This is a genomic window from Halorhabdus utahensis DSM 12940 (genome assembly GCF_000023945.1).
GTDB classification, from domain to species: Archaea; Halobacteriota; Halobacteria; order Halobacteriales; family Haloarculaceae; genus Halorhabdus; species Halorhabdus utahensis.
The window spans coordinates 2,563,350-2,582,466 of the sequence record NC_013158.1; the positions used below are offsets into that span (position 1 = coordinate 2,563,350).

Annotated in this window: 23 protein-coding genes; 16 read left to right on the plus strand and 7 right to left on the minus strand. The window is 64.9% G+C overall.

The genetic code is table 11. From position 1 onward, the window contains the following. The first annotated feature begins 14 nt into the window (after positions 1-14). Positions 15-719 carry a cytochrome c oxidase subunit II gene (gene coxB, locus HUTA_RS12215; RefSeq protein WP_049941342.1) on the plus strand — a complete coding sequence of 235 codons (705 nt, stop codon included), beginning with the start codon at positions 15-17 and terminating at the stop codon, positions 717-719. A gap of 112 nt (positions 720-831) precedes the next feature. Further along, on the plus strand, positions 832-1,278 hold the full coding sequence (locus tag HUTA_RS12220) for a MaoC/PaaZ C-terminal domain-containing protein (RefSeq protein WP_015790220.1): 447 nt from the start codon (positions 832-834) through the stop codon (positions 1,276-1,278). A 339-nt stretch (positions 1,279-1,617) separates the two neighbouring features. Here HUTA_RS12220 and HUTA_RS12225 read toward each other — a convergent pair whose 3' ends face one another. From HUTA_RS12225 to btuC, 3 genes are all read right to left on the minus strand, one after another. Continuing rightward, complete coding sequence (locus tag HUTA_RS12225; protein ID WP_015790221.1) at positions 1,618-2,667, minus strand: RNA-guided endonuclease InsQ/TnpB family protein; 1,050 nt, start codon at positions 2,665-2,667, stop codon at positions 1,618-1,620. A 156-nt stretch (positions 2,668-2,823) separates the two neighbouring features. After that, a complete protein-coding gene (locus HUTA_RS12230) occupies positions 2,824-4,083 on the minus strand; it encodes an ATP-binding cassette domain-containing protein (RefSeq protein ID WP_015790222.1) in 1,260 nt (419 codons plus the stop codon). Continuing rightward, on the minus strand, positions 4,080-5,180 hold the full coding sequence (btuC, locus tag HUTA_RS12235; protein ID WP_049941343.1) for a vitamin B12 ABC transporter permease BtuC: 1,101 nt from the start codon (positions 5,178-5,180) through the stop codon (positions 4,080-4,082). The genes HUTA_RS12230 and btuC overlap by 4 nt, the downstream gene beginning before the upstream one ends. A 61-nt stretch (positions 5,181-5,241) precedes the next feature. Between btuC and HUTA_RS12240 the strand changes: the two genes are divergently transcribed. Genes HUTA_RS12240 through HUTA_RS12275 form a run of 8 tightly spaced genes read left to right on the plus strand, consistent with a single transcriptional unit; the run spans position 5,242 to position 12,242 of the window. Further along, entirely contained in the window at positions 5,242-6,462 is a 1,221-nt protein-coding gene (locus HUTA_RS12240; protein ID WP_015790224.1) for a PGF-CTERM-anchored ABC transporter substrate-binding protein, read from the plus strand. A 1-nt stretch (position 6,463) separates the two neighbouring features. Beyond that, positions 6,464-7,450 (plus strand): adenosylcobinamide-phosphate synthase CbiB, encoded by a 987-nt coding sequence (gene cbiB, locus HUTA_RS12245; RefSeq protein WP_015790225.1) that lies wholly within the window; start codon positions 6,464-6,466, stop codon positions 7,448-7,450. Then, a complete protein-coding gene (gene cobS, locus HUTA_RS12250) occupies positions 7,444-8,184 on the plus strand; it encodes an adenosylcobinamide-GDP ribazoletransferase (RefSeq protein ID WP_015790226.1) in 741 nt (246 codons plus the stop codon). The genes cbiB and cobS overlap by 7 nt, the downstream gene beginning before the upstream one ends. Beyond that, positions 8,184-8,738 (plus strand): NTP transferase domain-containing protein, encoded by a 555-nt coding sequence (locus HUTA_RS12255; RefSeq protein WP_015790227.1) that lies wholly within the window; start codon positions 8,184-8,186, stop codon positions 8,736-8,738. Before cobS ends, HUTA_RS12255 begins: the two co-directional genes overlap by 1 nt. Then, entirely contained in the window at positions 8,735-9,736 is a 1,002-nt protein-coding gene (gene cobT, locus HUTA_RS12260) for a nicotinate mononucleotide-dependent phosphoribosyltransferase CobT (protein ID WP_015790228.1), read from the plus strand. Before HUTA_RS12255 ends, cobT begins: the two co-directional genes overlap by 4 nt. After that, on the plus strand, positions 9,736-10,746 hold the full coding sequence (locus HUTA_RS12265) for a threonine-phosphate decarboxylase (protein WP_015790229.1): 1,011 nt from the start codon (positions 9,736-9,738) through the stop codon (positions 10,744-10,746). Before cobT ends, HUTA_RS12265 begins: the two co-directional genes overlap by 1 nt. After that, a complete protein-coding gene (locus tag HUTA_RS12270) occupies positions 10,739-11,470 on the plus strand; it encodes an adenosylcobinamide amidohydrolase (protein ID WP_015790230.1) in 732 nt (243 codons plus the stop codon). Before HUTA_RS12265 ends, HUTA_RS12270 begins: the two co-directional genes overlap by 8 nt. A 40-nt stretch (positions 11,471-11,510) precedes the next feature. After that, positions 11,511-12,242, plus strand: a complete 732-nt coding sequence (locus HUTA_RS12275; protein WP_015790231.1) for a cob(I)yrinic acid a,c-diamide adenosyltransferase — start codon at positions 11,511-11,513, stop codon at positions 12,240-12,242. Positions 12,243-12,260: 18 nt separating this feature from the next. On the opposite strand, the gene HUTA_RS12280 is transcribed toward HUTA_RS12275, so the two are convergent. Both HUTA_RS12280 and HUTA_RS12285 read right to left on the minus strand, forming a co-directional pair. Continuing rightward, positions 12,261-12,707, minus strand: a complete 447-nt coding sequence (locus tag HUTA_RS12280) for a hypothetical protein (RefSeq protein ID WP_015790232.1) — start codon at positions 12,705-12,707, stop codon at positions 12,261-12,263. Beyond that, entirely contained in the window at positions 12,704-13,354 is a 651-nt protein-coding gene (locus HUTA_RS12285; RefSeq protein WP_015790233.1) for a SatD family protein, read from the minus strand. The genes HUTA_RS12280 and HUTA_RS12285 overlap by 4 nt, the downstream gene beginning before the upstream one ends. A gap of 225 nt (positions 13,355-13,579) precedes the next feature. Between HUTA_RS12285 and HUTA_RS12290 the strand changes: the two genes are divergently transcribed. From HUTA_RS12290 to HUTA_RS12305, 4 genes are all read left to right on the plus strand, one after another. Further along, a complete protein-coding gene (locus tag HUTA_RS12290; protein WP_015790234.1) occupies positions 13,580-15,142 on the plus strand; it encodes a cobyric acid synthase in 1,563 nt (520 codons plus the stop codon). A 32-nt stretch (positions 15,143-15,174) separates the two neighbouring features. Continuing rightward, positions 15,175-15,453, plus strand: a complete 279-nt coding sequence (gene srp19, locus HUTA_RS12295) for a signal recognition particle subunit SRP19 (RefSeq protein WP_015790235.1) — start codon at positions 15,175-15,177, stop codon at positions 15,451-15,453. Beyond that, the gene (locus HUTA_RS12300) at positions 15,453-15,680 is read left to right on the plus strand and encodes an H/ACA ribonucleoprotein complex subunit GAR1 (protein ID WP_015790236.1); all 228 of its coding nucleotides are present in this window, start codon (positions 15,453-15,455) and stop codon (positions 15,678-15,680) included. The genes srp19 and HUTA_RS12300 overlap by 1 nt, the downstream gene beginning before the upstream one ends. Before the next feature lie 62 nt (positions 15,681-15,742). Next, positions 15,743-16,813 (plus strand): presenilin family intramembrane aspartyl protease PSH, encoded by a 1,071-nt coding sequence (locus tag HUTA_RS12305; protein ID WP_015790237.1) that lies wholly within the window; start codon positions 15,743-15,745, stop codon positions 16,811-16,813. A gap of 64 nt (positions 16,814-16,877) precedes the next feature. Here HUTA_RS12305 and HUTA_RS12310 read toward each other — a convergent pair whose 3' ends face one another. Together HUTA_RS12310 and HUTA_RS12315 are read right to left on the minus strand one after the other, a co-directional pair. After that, positions 16,878-17,084, minus strand: a complete 207-nt coding sequence (locus HUTA_RS12310; protein ID WP_015790238.1) for a hypothetical protein — start codon at positions 17,082-17,084, stop codon at positions 16,878-16,880. A 258-nt stretch (positions 17,085-17,342) separates the two neighbouring features. Next, positions 17,343-17,777 (minus strand): DUF3054 domain-containing protein, encoded by a 435-nt coding sequence (locus tag HUTA_RS12315; protein ID WP_015790239.1) that lies wholly within the window; start codon positions 17,775-17,777, stop codon positions 17,343-17,345. Positions 17,778-18,163: 386 nt separating this feature from the next. Between HUTA_RS12315 and HUTA_RS15660 the strand changes: the two genes are divergently transcribed. Beyond that, the gene (locus HUTA_RS15660) at positions 18,164-18,331 is read left to right on the plus strand and encodes a DUF7331 family protein (RefSeq protein ID WP_015790240.1); all 168 of its coding nucleotides are present in this window, start codon (positions 18,164-18,166) and stop codon (positions 18,329-18,331) included. A 255-nt stretch (positions 18,332-18,586) separates the two neighbouring features. Next, complete coding sequence (locus tag HUTA_RS12320) at positions 18,587-19,114, plus strand: GNAT family N-acetyltransferase (RefSeq protein ID WP_015790241.1); 528 nt, start codon at positions 18,587-18,589, stop codon at positions 19,112-19,114. Positions 19,115-19,117 lie beyond the last annotated feature (3 nt).

Sequence of the window (19,117 nt, forward strand, 5' to 3'; positions counted from 1 at the left end):
CCAAAGCGTTGCATATGACCAAGACGCGAAACGGACTGGTGGCAGCACTCTCGGTGGGGGGACTCGCGACGTTCGTCTCCACTGTGGCCGCCCAGTCCGAGGGAACCTCGACGACGAACGACCTGATCTGGGGGCTGATGAACGAGTTGCTGTGGGTTGCGATCCCGATCACGCTGCTCGTCGAGGCGATCCTGCTCTACACCGTCTGGCGATACCGGGCCGGCAAAAGCGAGGCGGCAAAGCCAACCCAGGAAAACCGCCGGCTCGAAATCACCTGGACGGTCACCACGGCGATCGTCCTGCTGTTCGTCGGCGTTGCCTCCTACGGTGTCCTCGGCCAGCAGCCCGTCACGGATACGGGTCCGTCCGAAGACGCCCTGGAAGTCGACGTGGTTGCCGAACGATACGCCTGGACGTTCAACTATCCCGAACAGAACGTCACCACGGGCGAGACGCTGGTCCTTCCGGTCGACCAGAAGGTGCGTCTGAACGTCACCTCCAAGGACTGGATTCACTCCTTTCACGTCTCCGGGCTGGGGCTGAAACAGGACGCCTTCCCCGGTAAATCGAACCATTTGACCACAACCCCGACAAAAACTGGCTCATACCAGCTGTACTGTGCGGAGTTCTGCGGTGTGGGTCACTCCGCCATGCTCGGGACGGTCGAAGTAATGGAGCAGGACGACTTCCAGGACTGGCTCGATCAGCAATCCGAATAAGTGTCGTCGACGGTCCTGCAGGGTGGCCTGGTGAGGACATTTTTCGAAGCGACGTTTCGGGACTACCCGCGACACGAGGTTGTTTTGTCCGCTCGGCCGCTATGATCCAGCGATGGTTCGGCACTACGAGGACTTTGCTGTCGGTGAGTCCTGGACGTTCGGAACGCGGCGTGTTACCGCCGACGAGATCCAGGACTTCGCACGCAAGTACGACCCACAGTCGATGCACGTCGATAGCGAGGCCGCGAGCGAGGGGCCCTTCGAGGGCCTGATCGCGAGCGGGTGGCACACCGCCGCGCTCTCGACTCGGCTGCTTGTGGATGGACTCTTCGAGGATGCGGCCGGCCGTGGCGGCCTGGGTGTCGACGATCTGGAGTGGCGGACGCCGCTTCGGCCGGGTGACGAACTCACCGTCGACGTCGAGGTGGTCAATACGGAACCGTTCGACGACGACCGCGGCCAGGTCGACCTTGCGGTGCGGACGACGACACAGGAGGACGACGAGGTACTCTCGATGGTCGTCAAGGGGCTGTTCGCGCGCCGGAACGACGGACATTGACATCCTCCCCGCCCTAAAGGGCGAGGATTCCCCGAAGGGGATATTCAGGTTGCGCGTTTCCTCGGTTCTCAAGTACGCTTTCGCGTGGAACGTCGAAGGTCGCCGTCCAGTTGTGACCAAGGACGTGCTTTCCAGCGCGTGTAGCCCTGTCAATGGGGCCTTCCTCCCCGCATACAGCGGGCGTCAACAGCGTGGGACAACGTCCCACGAGCAATCGGGCGTAGCCCGATGACGACGACTGGCTATTCAACCAGCGAGGTAGCACGGTTCGACTCGCCCGAAGGCTACGGAAATCAGAGATTTCCGTGCTCCCGAAAACGCCGAGCGTTTTCGAAGACGTTAGCCCGTGCATGGTTCACCCTCCCGTTGTGCGATATTCTCGGAAGCGTTCAGGTCGGCGTGGCGTCCACGACCACACTCCGAACACGAAAAGTGGTCGCCATCACGGGTTCCCATCGAACCACATTCCGAACACCGCTGACTGGTATGGTACGCATCGACTTTCTCGACGCGGATACCAGCGCGTTCGGCCTTGTACGTGATGAACTGTTGGAGTTGGTGGAAATGCCACGAGTGGACACCTGACCACGAACTGTTCTCGCGGATGCCTTCGAGGTCTTCCATTCGAATGACGGGGTTCTCGAACTGTTCCGCGAACGTGATGAGACGACGGGAGAGTTTGTGGTTCAAGTCCTTGATTCGACGCTGTTCTTTGTCACCCACACGGTTACGTGCGCGAAGCGCACCCGCTTCCGAAAGCGAATCGCGTAGGGAACGATATTTGCGTCGAACGTACTTCGCCTCACCACCAGACACCAGCATCGACTCGTCCTCACCGTAGGCGGTCACAGCGAGGATGTGCCGTTCACCAATATCGACACCGATGGCCGTTTCGCCCGACGTACCAGTGTCGTACTCGATGTTGAACGTACAGTACCAGTCGTCTCCGCGACGGTAGACCTGTAGACGGGTCTTGTCGGCGTCTCCTTCGACCAGTCGGCCTACGGGGTCGGCAATGTCATCGTACACCTCTATGGGAGTGTACCACCATTGAGAGACGCATGGGAAGCCGACGACGACTGTGCCGTTCTCGGTCGTGTCAAGTTCCCAGTTCTGGTTGTTGACTGCGAACGGTTGACTCTCTCGGTAGCGAACCTCTCCGTCCGTGTTGTGGTCGGATTTCGCCTCTCGGATGGCTTGGTTCTGGATGGCCGAGTAGAGGTCGTTGTCGATGCTGGCCGTGGTCACGGACTTGTCGAAGTCGCCGTTCTCCCATCCGTCGATGCAGAACTGTTTGGTGTCACGGTAGAGGCAAGAGGCATGTTGCCACTCCTTCCGTCGTGCGAGAGATGGGTTGTGAAACTTCGCGGTGACAGTCACCGTGACCATTACATTTGTAATTGGGTGCGCCTGCTTAAGTATTTGTTGGAATATCAGGCCGTGCTATCGTCGGTGGTTTGTGCCATCGTTTGTCGGCTTCATCCCCGCCCTGAAGGGCGAGGCTTTCGCCTCGAATTTTCCGTAACACGCTTTTCCGAACGCCGATCAGTCGTCGGCCGGCACCGCCTGTGGGCGTATCGTCTCGGCGATCGCCGGGACGAGTCCGTGAATCGATGCCGTCAGCGCCCGCGATTCGAGGTCGCGATATCGATCTCGTGCGTCCTGGCCGCCGTGATTGCGCTCTCCGAGCGGACGCGTTTCCACCAGGATCGGCCGCCCGCTCGACTCGGCCAGTTCGAGGACGGTCCCGTCCGGCCCAACCTCCGGATCGGCCAGGACTGTCGCTACGGCCGTCCGGCAGTGTTCCTGGGCTTCCCGGAGCGCCGACTCGCTTGGGCCGGAAAGTGGTGGAGCGGTGATCGCCTCGATGTCGAGTTCCGCGGCGACCGACAGCGCGGTGTCCCCGCTCGGCATCGGGCCGGCAGTCACCTCGAAGCCGGCCTGCCAGAGCTTCGTCAGGGCGCGGGCGGCGGTCGCGCCGCTGCCAAGGACGTGGACGTGCGCGTTTCGATCCCGCCGCGGTTCGGCGATGGCCGTCACACTCGGCGTCCCGGTGACGGCATCGGGCGTGACGGCCGTCCGGGTGTCGAAGGCCGGCCGGAGGTGTTCGTCCGACAGGACTGTCTCCGGGTCGCCGACGGCCTGGAGCTCCCCGTCGGCGAGCAACGCGAGTCGATCGCAGTAGCGGGCCGCCAGATCCAGGTCGTGGATCGCCGCGACTGCCCCTCTCCCGTCAGCGATCAACTCTCCCACCAGCTCCAGGACGCCGACCTGGTGGTTGATGTCGAGGCTGGCGGTCGGTTCGTCCAATACGAGCGCCGGTGTGTCCTGGGCCAGGGCTCGCGCGACAAAGGCCCGCTGGCGCTCGCCGCCGCTGACGGCCGTGATCGGTCGGTCACGGAGATCGGCCATTTCAGTTCGTTCGAGCGCTCGCTCGATGGCTTCTCGGTCGGCCTCGTCGCCGGTCAGGTCGGTCCGTGCCCGATAGGGCGTCCGACCCATCCGGACGACGTCCTCGACGCTGAACGCGAACGAGACGGACGTATCCTGGGGCACCGTGGCGACGTGTCGACTCACGCCCCGCGGTCCGAGTTCAGTTACCGCCGTGCCGTCGAGACGGACGGCTCCGCTGTCCGGTGTGATGACGCCGTTTACCGTCCGCAGGAGCGTCGTCTTTCCGGCCCCGTTCGGGCCGACGAGTCCCAGGAACTCCCCGGCATCGACCGACAGTGAGACGTCACGTAGTGCGTCGACCTCGCCGAGCGAGACCGAGACGTCGTCCAGTTCGATCGTGTGGTGGTTCATAGTTCGTGCACCTCCCGGCGACGCAGCAGATAGAGGAAGAAGGGGGCCCCGAGCGCGGACGTGACGATCCCGACGGGCAACGGGGCGGGGTTGGAGCGGGCGACGGTGTCGGTCGCGACGAGGAAGGCCGCCCCGGCCAGTGCGCTCGTCGGGAGGAGAATCCGGTGGTCGGGGCCGACGAGCAATCGCATGACGTGGGGGACGATCAATCCGACGAAGCCGATGACGCCCGCGACGGCGACCGCGGCGGCGGTCACGATACTCGAAAGCGCGAGCAAGATCCGCTTGGTCCGCTCGACCGCGATCCCGACAGTCTGGGCGTCCTCCTCGCCGAGCATGAGGGCGTTGAGGTCCCGAGCGTAGGCAAGCAGACCGAAGAACGTCACCAGTACCACTGGCAGCGTCACCTCGACTTCGGCCCAGGAACTACTGTGAAGGTGCCCCATCAGCCAGAAGACGGCCCGTTCGAGGCTTTCGCCGGCGTGCAAGAGGAGATAGGAGATCACCGCGCCCAGGAAGGTCTGGACGGCCACGCCCGCAAGCAGCAGCGTCGCGACCGGCGTCCGGCCGTTCTCGGTGGCGATCGCGTAGACGACGAAGGCCGCCACCAGCGCGCCGGCGAAGGCGGCAGTCTGGAGCCCGAACGGGAACGCGATCGGAAACGCGATCGTCGCGACTGCGCCGACCGCCGCGCCCGAGGAGACGCCGATGATCGAGGGGTCGGCCATCGGATTCCGGAAGAAGCCCTGCATGACGGCACCGGCACTCGCCAGTGCGAAACCCACGACACCGCCGAGTGCGATCCGGGGGAGGCGAACGTCTCGCACGATCGTCTCGGCCGTTCCGGGCACGCCAAACGAGAACGGGTAGGCGTAGCGTACGTCGACAGTGGGAGCGGGGACCGACAGACTGAGAACCGATGTCTCGACGATTCCGACGTTGAGACCTGCCGGGATGCCGACCGCGTTGAGCGTCGCCTTCGCGACAGTCGGCAGGTCCAGGGCGACTGGTCCGATCGCTGCACTCGTGACTGTGACGACAAATAACGTTACCGTCAGGCCAACTGTCCAGACGCCGATCCGCAACCCCATCCGCATTGACGACAAGTTGAGTTGCATTAGATAAGTATTTATTGGATAAGCCCACAGCCCGGAGTACATGTCACGGACCATCGCAGGCGTACTCGCAGTGCTGTTGGTCGTCGGTGGTGTGGCCGGTGTGGCGCTGTCGCCCGCTGCCGGCCAGGCCGCTACCCACGAATCGACTGTCAACTGCTCGTTCCCGATCACCGTCACCGATGCCAACGGGGCGAACGTGACGGTGAGTGAGCGACCGGAACGAGTCGTCACCCTTGCACCGAGTGCTTCCCAGGTCGTGTGGGAACTCGGTGCCCAAGACAGCGTTGTCGGGATGCCGGTCAACCAGTACACGAGCTACCTGAACGGATCGAGCGAGAAGACGAACGTCGTCACCGACAACGGACAGCCCCAGATCGAGACGATCATCGGACTCGAACCCGATCTGGTGCTTGCGCCGAATATCATCAGCTCTGACGCGGTCGAACAACTCCGGGACGCGGGCGTGACGGTCTATCGTTTCGAAAGTGCGAGTTCGATCGGTGACGTCGTCGAGAAGACGCGACTCACCGGGCGACTGCTCGGCACCTACGAGACCGCCACCGACGTCAGTGCTCGGACGCAGGCAGCCGTCGAGGCTTACCGGAATGCGACCACCGGGGCGGAACGACCGACAGTCTACTACGCCATGGGCGGTGGATTCACCGCCGGTCCCCAGACGTTCATCGGTGACGTGATCGATGCTGCCGGCGCGGATAACGTTGCCAGTGCCGCAAACATCAGCACCTACGATACGATCAGTACCGAAGTTGTCGTCGAGGAAAATCCCGACTGGATCGTCGTCTCGGGGCAATCGCCGATCCCGTCCGATCCCGCGCTGTCGAACACCACGGCGATACAGGAAAACCAGACTGTCCGCGTCGACGCCAACTTCATCAGCCAACCCGGGCCGCGGGTGACCCAGCCGCTACGGACGCTGGCGACGGCATTCCATCCCGAAGCGGCGGCCGACGTGACTGCGGATCCGTCGACGGTGTCGGCCCCGGTCTGTGCGGCTGATGCGATGGAGCCGACGACGACTGAGTCGGCGTCGGCAACGACGACCGATTCATCGGCCGAGACGACCGAGATGACGACCGATTCAACGACCGAATCGACGACGGCCGAGACGGTCACGCTGGAAACTAATCAGACGATGGACCAAGCCACCGAACAGACCACGACCGCCACTGGCCCTGGGTTCGGGATCGTCGCGGCACTCATCGCGCTGGTTGGCGCGGGAACGGTTACCCGGCGTCAGTAACGTGACGATCATCGCGGCGGCCCCAGGCGAGTTCGTGGTTCGCATCCAGCCGGGGATCTGCGTCGCGCTCGCCCTCGCGCTGGACGGGGCTGTCGGCGAACCGCCCGAATCGATTCATCCCGTCGCGCTGTTCGGTCGAATGATCGCTCCCCTTGATCGCGAGTGGCCGTTTTCGCGGGCCGTGGGCACGTCGATCGCGCTGGCTGCTCCACTCGCCGTCGCTTTCCTCGCCTGGCTGCTCGTCGAGTTTGCCACAACTGTCCCGGTCCTCAGCTCGATCGTCGCCGGCCTCGTTCTTTTCAGTACGCTAAGCCTCCGCCGGCTGCTCACGCGGGCCCGAGACGTGATCGATGTCAGCAGGACAGATCTGGAGACGGCCCGGGAGCGCCTCCCCGCGCTGGTGGGTCGCGACCCGAGTTCCCTCTCGCCGCCATTGATCCGGAGTGCCAGCGTCGAGAGTCTGGCCGAGAATCTGGCAGACGGGTTCGTCGCGCCGTTGCTCGCATTCACTCTCGGCGCGCAGCTCTCGCTGTCGGTCGGCGTCGCTGCCGCTGTCTGGATCAAGGCGGTCAATACGCTCGACTCGATGCTTGGCTACCGTTCGAAGCCCGTCGGCTGGGCGAGCGCGCGACTCGACGATCTCGTGATGTGGCTGCCGGCGCGGACGACGGCTGTTTTGATCGCGCTGGCGGCCCGTGATTTCGGGGCACTCTGGCGTGCCCGGGGATGGCGTGGCGCGCCCCCGTCGCCCAACTCCGGGTGGCCGATGGCGACGCTGGCTGCCGTACTCGACACCCGGTTCGAGAAGCCCGGCGTGTACGTACTCAACCCGGATGCAACGCTACCCGACGCAGCGGCGGCGACGCGAGCGATTCGGATCGTGGCGATCGCGGGGACCATCGCCGGCGCGATGTCACTCCTCATCGCGTCCGTTCAGCTCAGTCCTGGCTCACTCGGACTCGTCGCCGTGGGGGTGGGGTCATGTTGAGTGCGCTCCGCGGTGCAGTGGGATTCCTGACGCGGCTCCCGGTGGGCCACGACGAGGCGGCCTGGGAGGCGTTCCGATCGCAGCCAGCAGCGTTCCCGCTGGTCGGCTACGCGATCGGCGCGCTGGCGGCGCTTCCGTTGCTCGCGCCGGTCCCGTCCGCCACGGCGGCCGTTGGCTTTCTCGCCTGGTTGTATGTTCTCACTGGCATCAATCATCTGGACGGCGTGGCCGATCTGGGCGACGCGGCGGTCGTCCACGGCGACTCCGAGCGCCGCCAGGAGGTGCTTGCCGACACGACCGTCGGCGTCGGCGCGGTCGCCGCGGTCGGCATCGTGTTCGCTGGACTCGCGACGGCGGGGTACACCCTGGCCCAGTTGCCGGCACGTGCCGCTTTGCTCGTCGTCGCGGGTGAGGTCGGCGCGAAGACCGCTGTCGCACTCGCGGCCTGTCTCGGCACGGCGACGCACGACGGCCTGGGTGCGCAGTTCACGGACCGGCTTCACTACCGTCACGCGCTCGCTCCGCTGGTCGTCGCTTTTCCCGCTGTCGCCCTGACCTGGCCTGATCCCTCGGCGCTCGTGGCTGTCGCCGCGGCGGTTACGTGTGGCGTGGGCATGGTCGTCTGGGCTCGCCGGACGCTCGGCGGCGTCGACGGCGACGTCCTCGGCGCGACTGCGGAACTCGCCCGCGTCGTCGGGCTACACGCGGGGGTGATCGCGTGGACGCTCTTTTGATGTGTGGCGGCCGCGGGACTCGACTCGGCCTCGACAGGGAGAAACCGCTTGTCGAGGTCGGCGGGCGACCGCTGGTCGATCGCGTCGCGGCGGCGCTGGCGTCGAGTTCGATCGACCGGAGCCACGCCGTCACATCGCCCCACGCCCCGGAAACACGAAAACACGTTTCCCGCCCGACGATCGACGCCCCCGGCGATGGATATGTGTCCGACCTCCAGTATGCACTCGAACGCATCGATTCGCCAGTGGTGACAGTCACTGCGGATCTGCCCCTGTTGACGGGTGCAACGATCGACGCTGTAGTCGATTCCTTTGAAGGTAATTCAATGACAGCCTGTGTTCCAGCGGCACTGAAACGACGGCTCGGAGTTCGCGTCGATACGACGATGCCCGGTGACGGGCAGCAACTTGCCCCGACCGGCGTCAACGTGATTGCGGCGGGTGATGGCGATCGCCAGGTCGTTTTCGAGGACCCTCGACTGGCAGTGAACGTGAACTACCCGCGGGACGCACTCGTGGCCGAAGGGCTCCTTCGGTCGGGGGTGGTCGGGTGACGTTCGTGCTGGTCGCCGGGACGACCGAGACGGCGCGGATCGAGGGGATTAGCGCGGCGGGGGCCGATCCCGCGGCGATAGCGATGACCCCGACGGCCGACGCGGAGATCCTCCAGAAGGGTCGGCTGGTGAACGCACCGGCGGTGCCCGTCAGTCCGACCGGGTGTCCCACGCCGGCGCTCGTCACCCGGGCCGTCCGCGAACTCGTCGGGTTCGACGTCGAAGTCATCGATGCCGGACTCGCGGTCGAGCCGGGGATCACGACGCGACCCGTCGCCTCGGATCCGGGTGGCGACGTGCGGACGAGGGAGTCAGTACCGGACGCCGCTTCACTCTGGGAGCGTGCCAGGGAGATCGGCGAGAAATTGGCCGGGCAGTCCGACGAGCGGGTCTACATCGGCGAGACGATTCCCGGCGGGACGACGACCGCCTTCGGGGTCGCCCAAGCCCTCGGCGTCGAACTGTCGGTGTCGTCCTCGCTTCCCGAGAACCCGATCGAGCGAAAGCGAGCCGCGATTCGAGAGGGATTTACCGCGAGCGAGATCGAGCCGGGGGAGCTGGCTGGGGAGCCGCGGCAGGCGCTCCGACGACAGGGCGATCCGGTCCTGGCCGGCGTCGCGGGGCTGGTCGAGGGCGTACTCTCATCCGAGGTGTCAGTGACGCTCGCCGGCGGGACGCAATTGCTCGCGGCTGCCGCGTTAGTTCGACATGCCGGGATCGAGGCTTCGTTCGAACTCGCGACGACCAGCTACGTCGCGGACGATCCGACGGCGAGCGTCGAGGTGATCGCCGAGGTGTTGGATCTCTCGCTTACGGTCACCGATCCGGGCTTCGCGGGCTGTGGACACACCGGCCTGGAACGGTTTGGGACGGGCGAAGGCAAGGAGGGCGTCGGGATGGGCGGCGCGCTCGCGTTAGGGAAACGCCGCGGGATCGAGCTGTCGGCGGTTCGGGACCGGACACTGACGCTGTATGATCGACTGCTGGGGGATCCCTGATGGATCGTGATCGTGCACGCGAGGTCGGTCGCGTCGAACACGGCGGCAGCGACGACCCCGACGTGCTGGACCTGAGCGCGAACATCAACCCACGGACGCCGATGGGGGTCGAGGAGGTCTACCGGAACGCGCTCGAAGACGCCAGACGATACCCGGCCGAGCCGCCGGACGCCTACCGGGATGCGGCCGCCGGGTACGTCGACTGCGATCCGGAAGCCGTGGTCCCGACGCCCGGCGGGCTGGCAGCGATCAGACTGGCGATCGACCTCGCCGTCGAACCCGGCGAGTCCGTCCTCGTCCCAGCGCCGAGTTTCAGTTCCTACGCGCGGGAGGTCCGACTCCAGGGGGCCGAGCCGTCGTTCGTCCCTCACGAGGAGATACTGACTGCCGATCCGGCCGGTCACTCGCTGGCAATCGTCTGCAATCCGAACAATCCGACCGGGACGCTGTACCCGCGCGAGGACCTGCTCGCGTTCGCCCGGCAGTGTCGCGAGACGGACACCCACCTCCTGGTCGACGAGGCTTTTCTCGGGTTCACCGAGCAGGCGTCGCTGGCCGGGACGCCGGGGGTGACCGTGGCCCGATCGCTGACGAAGCTCTTTGGCCTGCCGGGCATCCGGTCGGGATTTGCGGTGGCTACCGGCGAGATGCGCGAGGCGATGGTCGCCGCTCGCCGCCCGTGGAACGTGAGCGTGCCGGCGCTTGCGACCGGTCGCTACTGTATGTGCCAATCGGCGTTCGTCGAGACGACTCGAAACCGAGTCCGCGAGGAGCGAGCACTCCTTCGGCATGGACTGGACGATCGATTCGCGATTCGGCCTTCGGACGCGCCGTTCGTGCTGATCGATGCGGGAGGTCCCGGCGTCGATGCCGTGCTCAAGACGGCGGCCGACCACGACGTCGCGATCCGTGACGCGCGAACGTTCCGGGGGCTGGACAATCACGTCAGGGTCGCTGTGCGGGACAGTGCGGCGACCGATCGGACCGTGGAGGTGTTCGCGGATGTCTAGGCACTTCGAGACGACGCGACGGGGTGGTGTACTCCGGCTCGAACGCTCGGACACTCGCTGGCTCTCGACTGGCTGGAATGGTGGGTTCTGCCGGGCGGGGGCAGCCTACAACTGTACGGTTCCGGCGGGCTGGAACCCGGATGATATCCGGGCGGACGTTACTCAGCGGCTCGACGATGCCGGGTTCGATCGGGGCGACGGTCCGGTGCTGTTGACCGGCGTCGATCAGCGTCACGCGAGGGGCGCGCGCCTCGGTCCCGTCACTGTCTTTGGGACCGTCGGGCTCTCGAATCCGGCGACGCTCCCCGTCGATCCGGCCCAGAAACCGGCCGACACGAGGGCGGCCACCGGTGCGGAGACGGGTGGACCGCCCGGCCCAGGGACGGTCAACCTCTTTGTCGGCACGACACGGTCGCTGACGGAGGCGGGCATGGCAAACCTCGTTGCGATCGTCGCCGAGGCGCGGACGGCCACGTTGCTCGAACTCGCCGGCTTCACCGGGACGACCAGCGATGCGATCGTCGTCGCCTGCGATCCTGGCGGGGAGCCCGCGCGGTACACGGGCAGTGCCACGCCGGTCGGCAGCGCGGCGAGAGCGTGCGTCCGGGAGGCACTTACGGCGAGCTATCGGTCACGGTACAGCGGTTGGAAGCCGCCTGAAAGTGTCGCCGATGCCGAGCACGGCGAGTCGACCACCTGCCGGGCAACGGTGTTCGAGCCATGATTCCCACGAGATCCACCGCTGAATCCATCAGAGAGACACGATGACACGAAAACCAGCCGACGACAGTGAGGCAGCGACGAGTGAGCGTGAGGCAGCATCGACGACCGACGAGGGCGGCGACGGGCCGGAGACCGAGGCCGTTCCGGATGTCGAAGTGATCGCTCCCGCCGCGCCCGACGCATTCGGCCTCGTCCAGGCGTGGTGGGGCGATGGCAAAGGCAAGACGACGGCTGCCCTCGGGATGGGCTTGCGTGCGGCCGGGCACGGCTATCGCGTGCACGTCCTCCAGTTCATGAAAGGTGGCACGCCCTCGGTCGAGGGTGTCCGCGGGGAGTACAACGCGATCGAGCACGTCCCGGGATACACCATCGAGAACACTGGCCACGTTGGCTGGCACGGCTTCATGGACGACACCGCGGACGACGAACACGCCGCCAGGGCACGGGCAGCACTGGAACGTGCCCGGGCGATCGTCGACGCCACTGGCGAGCGTGATCCAACGACGCCATTCGCGCTCGACGGTGCGCCGACTGACGGTGTCCACATGCTGATTCTGGACGAAGTGCTGTATGCGGCCAACCGTGGACTGATCGACCCCGCGGATCTGCTCGATCTGATCGCCGTGAAGCCGGACGGCCTCGAATTCGTTTTGACCGGCGGCCACGAGCATCCGGCATACCTTGAAGGGGAAGCCGACCTCCTCAGCCACGTCGAGAAACAGGCCCACCCGCTGGAGGCGGGCCAGCCAGCGCGGAAGGGGACCGAGTACTGAGGAGGCCGGGACCACTCATCAGAGGGACACCGACAGACCGGGTATCAACGCAGCCATCACGACGCCGTAGACGAGTGAGTAGGTGACATTGGCGACGCTTCCGGTCAGATAGTACGTCGTGTTGCCGCTCGTGATATCCTGCCAGCGAACGATCGACTTCGCGGTGAAGACGAGGCCGAGGGCGGTGTACGCCGAGAGCAGGGTCAGTGTGAGGATGAGAACGTTCTCGACCTTGCCGACTGCCCGGCCGGTGTCTGCTTCCTCCCCGCTGACTTCCGCGCCCGCAAACCGGAGCGTGCCGTCGACGACGTAGCCACTTGTTGCCACGAGGAGGCCGTAGCCGCCGAGGACCGTGCCGATCCACTCGAGTTCGACGTCGCTCGTGACGGTCGCCGGCGCGGACGCGATCAGCAGGGCGATAGAGACTCCCGCCAGGACCAGCGACGCTGCAGTCCAGCGATTCATGGCGTCCCCTCCGCGAGGTGAGACAGTGCCGTCTCGAGTGTCTCCTCTATCTCGATGATCGTCACGGCCCGCGCACGCTTGAGCGTCTTCGAGACTGATTGCACTGAGACACCAAGCCGTTTCGCTGCGGCTCCCATCGTCGCCGCGTCGCGGTAGGTCCGGACGACCTCTGCCTGCCGTGGCGTCCACGCTTCCTTCCACATCGAGAGCAGTTCCATCTGCGCTTCGATCAAGCCGACCTGCCACGAATGGGCCTCCTCGAGGGACAGGGCAACGAGGCGTTCGCGTTTGTCGAGTCGTCCGAGCGCGTCGTCGGCCGTGTGAAACGCCGGGCCATCCATCTCGGCGACGTCACCAGTGTTTGCACCGATGTCGACCGACCCATGAACGATCGCCACCCGCATCGTGGTCGGATGGATCGCCTCGGTCAACAACTGAAGTGCACGGTAGGCACCCTCCGGGGATTCCAGGACGCCGCCGACCTCGTCGACGCCTTTCAGCGTCGCGAAGGGGGCGACGAGCCGATCAGCAAGCGCGTCGTTGACCGCTTCGAGCCCGGTTTCGAGACGATCCCGCAACGCCGTGCGATCGTCCACCTCGCGGGACCCGATCACGTCGCCGATGACGACACAGCGTCGGGTGGTCATGCGTGAGTATTCAACCACTTCTGGTTTATGCGCTTTGGTTCAACCGATATAGTCTCATCATCGTCAAAGATTCAACCGAAAAAAGTTGTTTGCGTGGAGTTCAACTATATATAGTTGATTCGAGTGGCGGGAACCCCTCACCTCTCTTCTCCCCTCGACGCTGTCACTGACCGCAGGACCGGTCGAAAGACACGTGTCTCCCCGACTCCCAGAAATGGCCAGCAGATGGGACGAACTGTTCTGGTCGCCGGGACGGCCAGTCACGTCGGCAAAAGTACGATCGTCGCCGGACTTTGCCGGCGGCTGGCCGACCAAGGCGTCTCCGTCGCGCCGTTCAAGGCCCAGAACATGTCCAACAACGCCCGGGTGGGATTCAAACCGGGTGCGGTCGGGACCGTCGGTGAGGGCGGTGACAGCGAACTCGCGGACGGCGATCCTGACGCCTACGGCGAGATCGGCATTGCACAGTACGTCCAGGCCCGGGCCGCCGGCGTGGTACCGACGACCGATCACAATCCAGTCCTGCTCAAACCGCGAGGGGACGGCGAGAGTCAACTGGTCATCGACGGCGAGGCCGTGGGCCACTTCGCCGCGGGGACGTACTACGACGACCACTGGGACCGCGCCCGTCGGGCCGCCCGCCAGGCCTACAATCGGCTCGCCGCCCGCCACGACGTGATCGTCGCCGAAGGCGCGGGCTCGATCGCCGAGATCAACCTTCAGGATCGCGATCTGGCGAACGTCGAGACCGCGCGCTTCGCCGACGCGTCGATCCTGCTGGTCGGCGACATCGAACGCGGTGGCGTCTTCGCCAGTCTCTACGGGACGCTCGAATTGCTTCCCGAGGATCTCCGTGACCGAGTGGCCGGGCTCGTGATCAACAAGTTCCGGGGCGATCGTTCACTGCTCGAACCCGGCCTTGCGGCGATCGAAGAACGGACGGGCGTCCCGGTCGTTGCCGTCCTGCCTCACGACGATCCCGGATTGCCCGCAGAAGATAGCCTGTCGCTCCCGTCGGCGGGCGAGCGCGGCACGTGGGGCGATGAGGATGGTGTCCCGCCGGACGACTGCGTCACGGTCGGCGTCCCGCGACTTCCACACCTCTCGAACGTGGCCGACGTGGCACCGCTGGCCCGTGAACCGGGCGTCCGCGTCGAGTTCCTGCCACTCGACAGTGGGGCCGCGACCGCTGACGCGCTCGCTCTGCCGGGGACGAAGAATACCGTCGACGACCTGCTTGCAGTACGGGACTCACGACTCGGTGCTGCAATCAGTGCGTTCGACGGGCCGATCGTGGGGATCTGTGGCGGCTATCAGTTACTCGGCGAGCGGCTCCGGAACGTCGGCGTCGAGAGCACGACGGCGACCGGGACGGTCGCTGGCCTTGAGCTGCTTCCCGTCGAGACCCATTTCTCGGCCGAGAAGCGTGTAACTGCGGGGACCTACGAGGCGACAGGTGTCGGCCCGATCGCGGGTGCGACGGGGACCGTCTCGGGATACGAGATCCACATGGGCGAGACGACAGTTCCGGACGGTGTGGCCCGACCTATCGGCCCGGAGAGCGTCGCGAACCAGCAGGTACTCGGGACGTATCTCCACGGCTGCTTCGAGAACCGGAGACTCCGGGACGCGTTCGTCGAGAACGTCTTCGAGCAGGCCGGCGTGGAGCGTCCCGAGCGCACAGTAGCGCAGAGCGATCCCTTCGATCGCGCTGCCGAGCTGGTCGAACCCATCGACCTCCCGGCGGTGGTTCCGTCAGTCGCGGAGACGAGTGGACGCGACCAGTAAGGGGTTTACCCCTGGGCCAACGATCGGGACACATGGTCGAGAACGTCATCTGGCCCGCGGCCCTCGATGCCGACCTCGCACGAAGCGAGGGGCGTCGCGTCTCGGAGGAGCTGGCAGTCGAGGAGCCGACGATCGAGGAGATCGCGGAGGCGGTTCAACAGGTCGGGTACGACGCGGTGATCGAACGCGAGAAGACGTATCCGCGGGAGTACGAGACCCGTGGCCGCGTCCTCGTGAAGGATGCTGACGACGCAACGAAGAGTGACCTCCTGGGAGCCGTGGCGGCGTACGTCGCCGCGCTCCGCGAGTGATGCGCCGAGCCGGGGAGGTTCGGGGCATTGCTCAAAGTGTGGCCGTCGTGCAGTGTCCCGACGAAACCCATCCTGATATCGGAACGAGCGTCATCGACGACTCCCTGGCGACGGTCGGCCGCGTCGTCGACGTGTTCGGGCCGGTCGAGCGGCCGTATCTCGCGGTCTCGCCGGTCGACAGCGTTCACCCGCCAGCGCTTGTCGGCCAGCCGCTGTATTATCGCTAACTCGCGTTCGGCCGTCGCCGGACCGAAATCGCTTTTCCTGACGGCGTCCCGAAAGGTATTGTATGGCCCGGTACCGCGGACTCACGCTTTCGATTTCGGTGATCGTCTCGATCTTCCTGTTCGTTCAACTCGGCGCGCTTGCGCTGGTCGATCCGTTCAAGACTGCCGGACTCCAGGCGGTCGAGGATCCCCAGAACCCGGTCAATAGCCTGCTGTACATCGCGGCGATCCTCGTGATGACCGGCGTGATGCTCGCCGCGTTCAAGTACGAGGTCCAGTGGGCGATCCGTGGCCTGATCGTCGCGACCGGCGCGTACATCGCCCTGCTCGTGTTCTCGATCCTGCTGCCGCCCGTCGTGACGCTGCCAGTCGGGGACGGCCTCCACGGGCTTGCGTGGGTCGGCGCGATCGGCCTCGGCGTCGCACTGTACGCCTATCCGGAGTGGTACGTCATCGATGCCACGGGTGCCGTCATGGGTGCGGGAGCGGCCGGCCTGTTCGGTATCACCTTCGGTGTGTTCCCGGCCCTTGTCTTGCTCTCCGTCCTGGCTGTCTACGATGCCATCAGCGTCTACGGCACCGAACACATGCTGACGATCGCTTCGGGCGTGATGGATCTCAAAGTCCCCGTCGTACTCGTCGCGCCGATGTCCGTCGGCTACTCCTTCCGGGAGGATACGGCAGGGCTCGACGAGGAGTCCGACAATGAGCAAGCGGATCCGACTGCGGACGACGCCACCACTGAGCCGGAGGACACCGACGTAACTGCCGAATCCGGATCAGCCGAGGCTGCTGAGGGCGACAGCGCCGATCCACTCGAAGACCGTGAGGCGCTGTTCATCGGTCTCGGCGACGCGATCATTCCGACGGTGCTGGTCGCATCAGCCGCATTCTTCGCGGATGCGTCCGTTCCGACCGTCGATATCGGCGCGTTCTCGGTCGCCGTGCCCGCAGCCACTGCCGTGGTCGGGACGTTCCTCGGGCTGGCCGTGTTGTTACGGATGGTTCTGGCCGGGCGCGCACACGCCGGGCTCCCACTGTTGAACGGTGGGGCCATCGCGGGGTACCTCGTCGGGGCACTCGCCAGCGGGATGACCCTCGTCGAGACGCTCGGACTGGGGCCGTATCTTTAGAACCACTCAGCGTTCTCCCAATCAGAGGTACGGTGAAGCGACGTCGGCAGTGTCGCCGCTCTATTCAGTCCGCGACGCCTCGCATCGCCTGCTCGGACTCTGTCTGAATCGGGGTGCGAACGAACAGTCCGTGGGCGATGAGTCCGATCGCCACCAGTGATGCGAGTGCCATCGCCGTGAAATGCCCGATCCCTGCGCCAGTGAGCCCGCCCGCGACGCTGACCAGGACCAGCGGGATCAGCCCCAGGACGAGGTCGTAATATTCTATCATGGTATATTATAATACTCATTTGAGGTCACTGAATAGTTTCCCATACCCGACTTTACAGCGTGTTATACCACATGCAGATCCCATTTAACTTATTTTTCATGGTTCAAGCAAATATTCTCATAACTTACGCAAGCTATTTTGCGGTTGGAATAGCGACGACACTGCGTCCGAGCCCAGTCGCTCACGAGCGAACAGGCCGGCAAAAGGAACTGTCGGAACCGTCGGGCGTGGTTCGGTGCGGACGGGACGGTCGCTGTTTCAGGTCAGCGTTCCGCCGCCGAGCCAGTACGCCACGCCTGCTCGCCAGGGGACCAGCAGGGCCAATCCGACGACGGTCGAGATGAGCAGAAAGATCGGCGAGAACGAGCCATGGAACAACGTCGTTGCTCGCAGTAACTGCCCGACCAGTGCCGCCGTGATCCAGGCCGGAACCGTCCAGGAGATCGCCCGCAGAACTGAGCGCCGGGCGTCGGTCGTATACAGACTGCCGAGCATCGAGGCGGCCAGCCAGCCGATCAGAAAGGGAAGGAAGGTTCCGACGTGTCTCCCGACGTTCCAGAGTGATTCGCCGTGGCCGTACACTGCCCCGATAAGGACGAACGCCGCGATCGCGACCAGGTCGCCGACGGCAAGGATCGCCGTCGCTCCGGAGATATCGATCCGGCTTCGGATCGTGGTGGTCACCGTACCCATATCCGGGACGTACGGTGCCGGGGACTTGGGCGTTCTCGTTTCGACTGTCGCATCCTCCTCCGAGAGGGAGCGAACGTGAGAAGAGCGGGGTTGTCTCACGGGAGCAAGCGGGGCGCTCGGAACACTCCCATTCTACGGCCGATATGTTGTCAGTATAGAAATACTGCGCCGGCTCGCTAGTTATCAGTAGTTGAATCTACGAGCATTTAGTTCGCAACTGAGTGAGATCGCCTGTGGAGAAACGGCCTTGATGCGGCATAATACTCCGATATGTCGCCGCGGTCCCCCATTATCTCGTCTGATATTGTGGTGCAAGTGTTTATTGCTGTTGCGTGATCACTGCCATATAGGAGGTAAACGAGGCACCCAAGCCATCGTGACATACAATGAGCGCAACGCACACGGACGATATGGCCGACCGGCAATGCCAACAGCCGGATGACCGATACGCCCAGCTGATACTCAACGAGGACAAGTGCATCATCTACGACCGGGAGAACTACACAGCCTGGGTACAGTCGTCCGTGGCGGTGTCCCCCGAGGACTACCGCTGACGTCCCCGCCTCTTTTGGAATCGTTCAACCGCTGAGCCGTTGGGTTGTTGATTGCCCCACTCGTCGTTCGACCGCTACGATGATGGTGACTATCGTGTATCAAGCGAGTACATGACGAACGAGCGCGATCCGTAGGTATTCGTGTTCGAGACACCGGACTGATCGGTCCACTACTTTCCGCGAACGCGGGTAGCGCTCTCGGACCCTGTCTCCGGTGGAGTCAATCACTTTTGGCTTCCGCCCGAAGCAACCGACGTGGAGTACTCCATACGCGGGTGGCCCGCCGATGGACCGACGTTGAACCTCGATCACGAGCGCTTCGCCTACGCCGGGAAGTTCGTCATCTCGACGACTGGCAAGGCCGTAGTACGGGCGGACGACGCCATCGTCGCCGCGGCCGCGTTCGACACCGATCGAACCGACGAGGACTGCCTCCGTCTCCGGTATGTGACCGTCCGCGAGGATCGACGTGGCGAGGGGATCGGGTCACGACTCCTCCGGTTCGTCGTCGAGCGAGCCCGCGAACGCGGGTACGACGAAGTGAAGGCCGGCGTCAACAACCCCGTTGCCTACGAGGCCTTTTATAAAGGTGGGCTGGCCTACACCGGCGAACAGACAGGACTCGCCGAACTCGTCTGCTCGACGACGGCCGAGCGACGGCCCGGCCGCTATCGGGCCGGTCTCGAGGCCTATCGTGAACGCGATCTGAGTGAGACCGATCAACGGTTCGTCGACGACCGAGCATCCGGGGGACCGCCGTCGGTGATCGACAGTCCCGAGTGAACG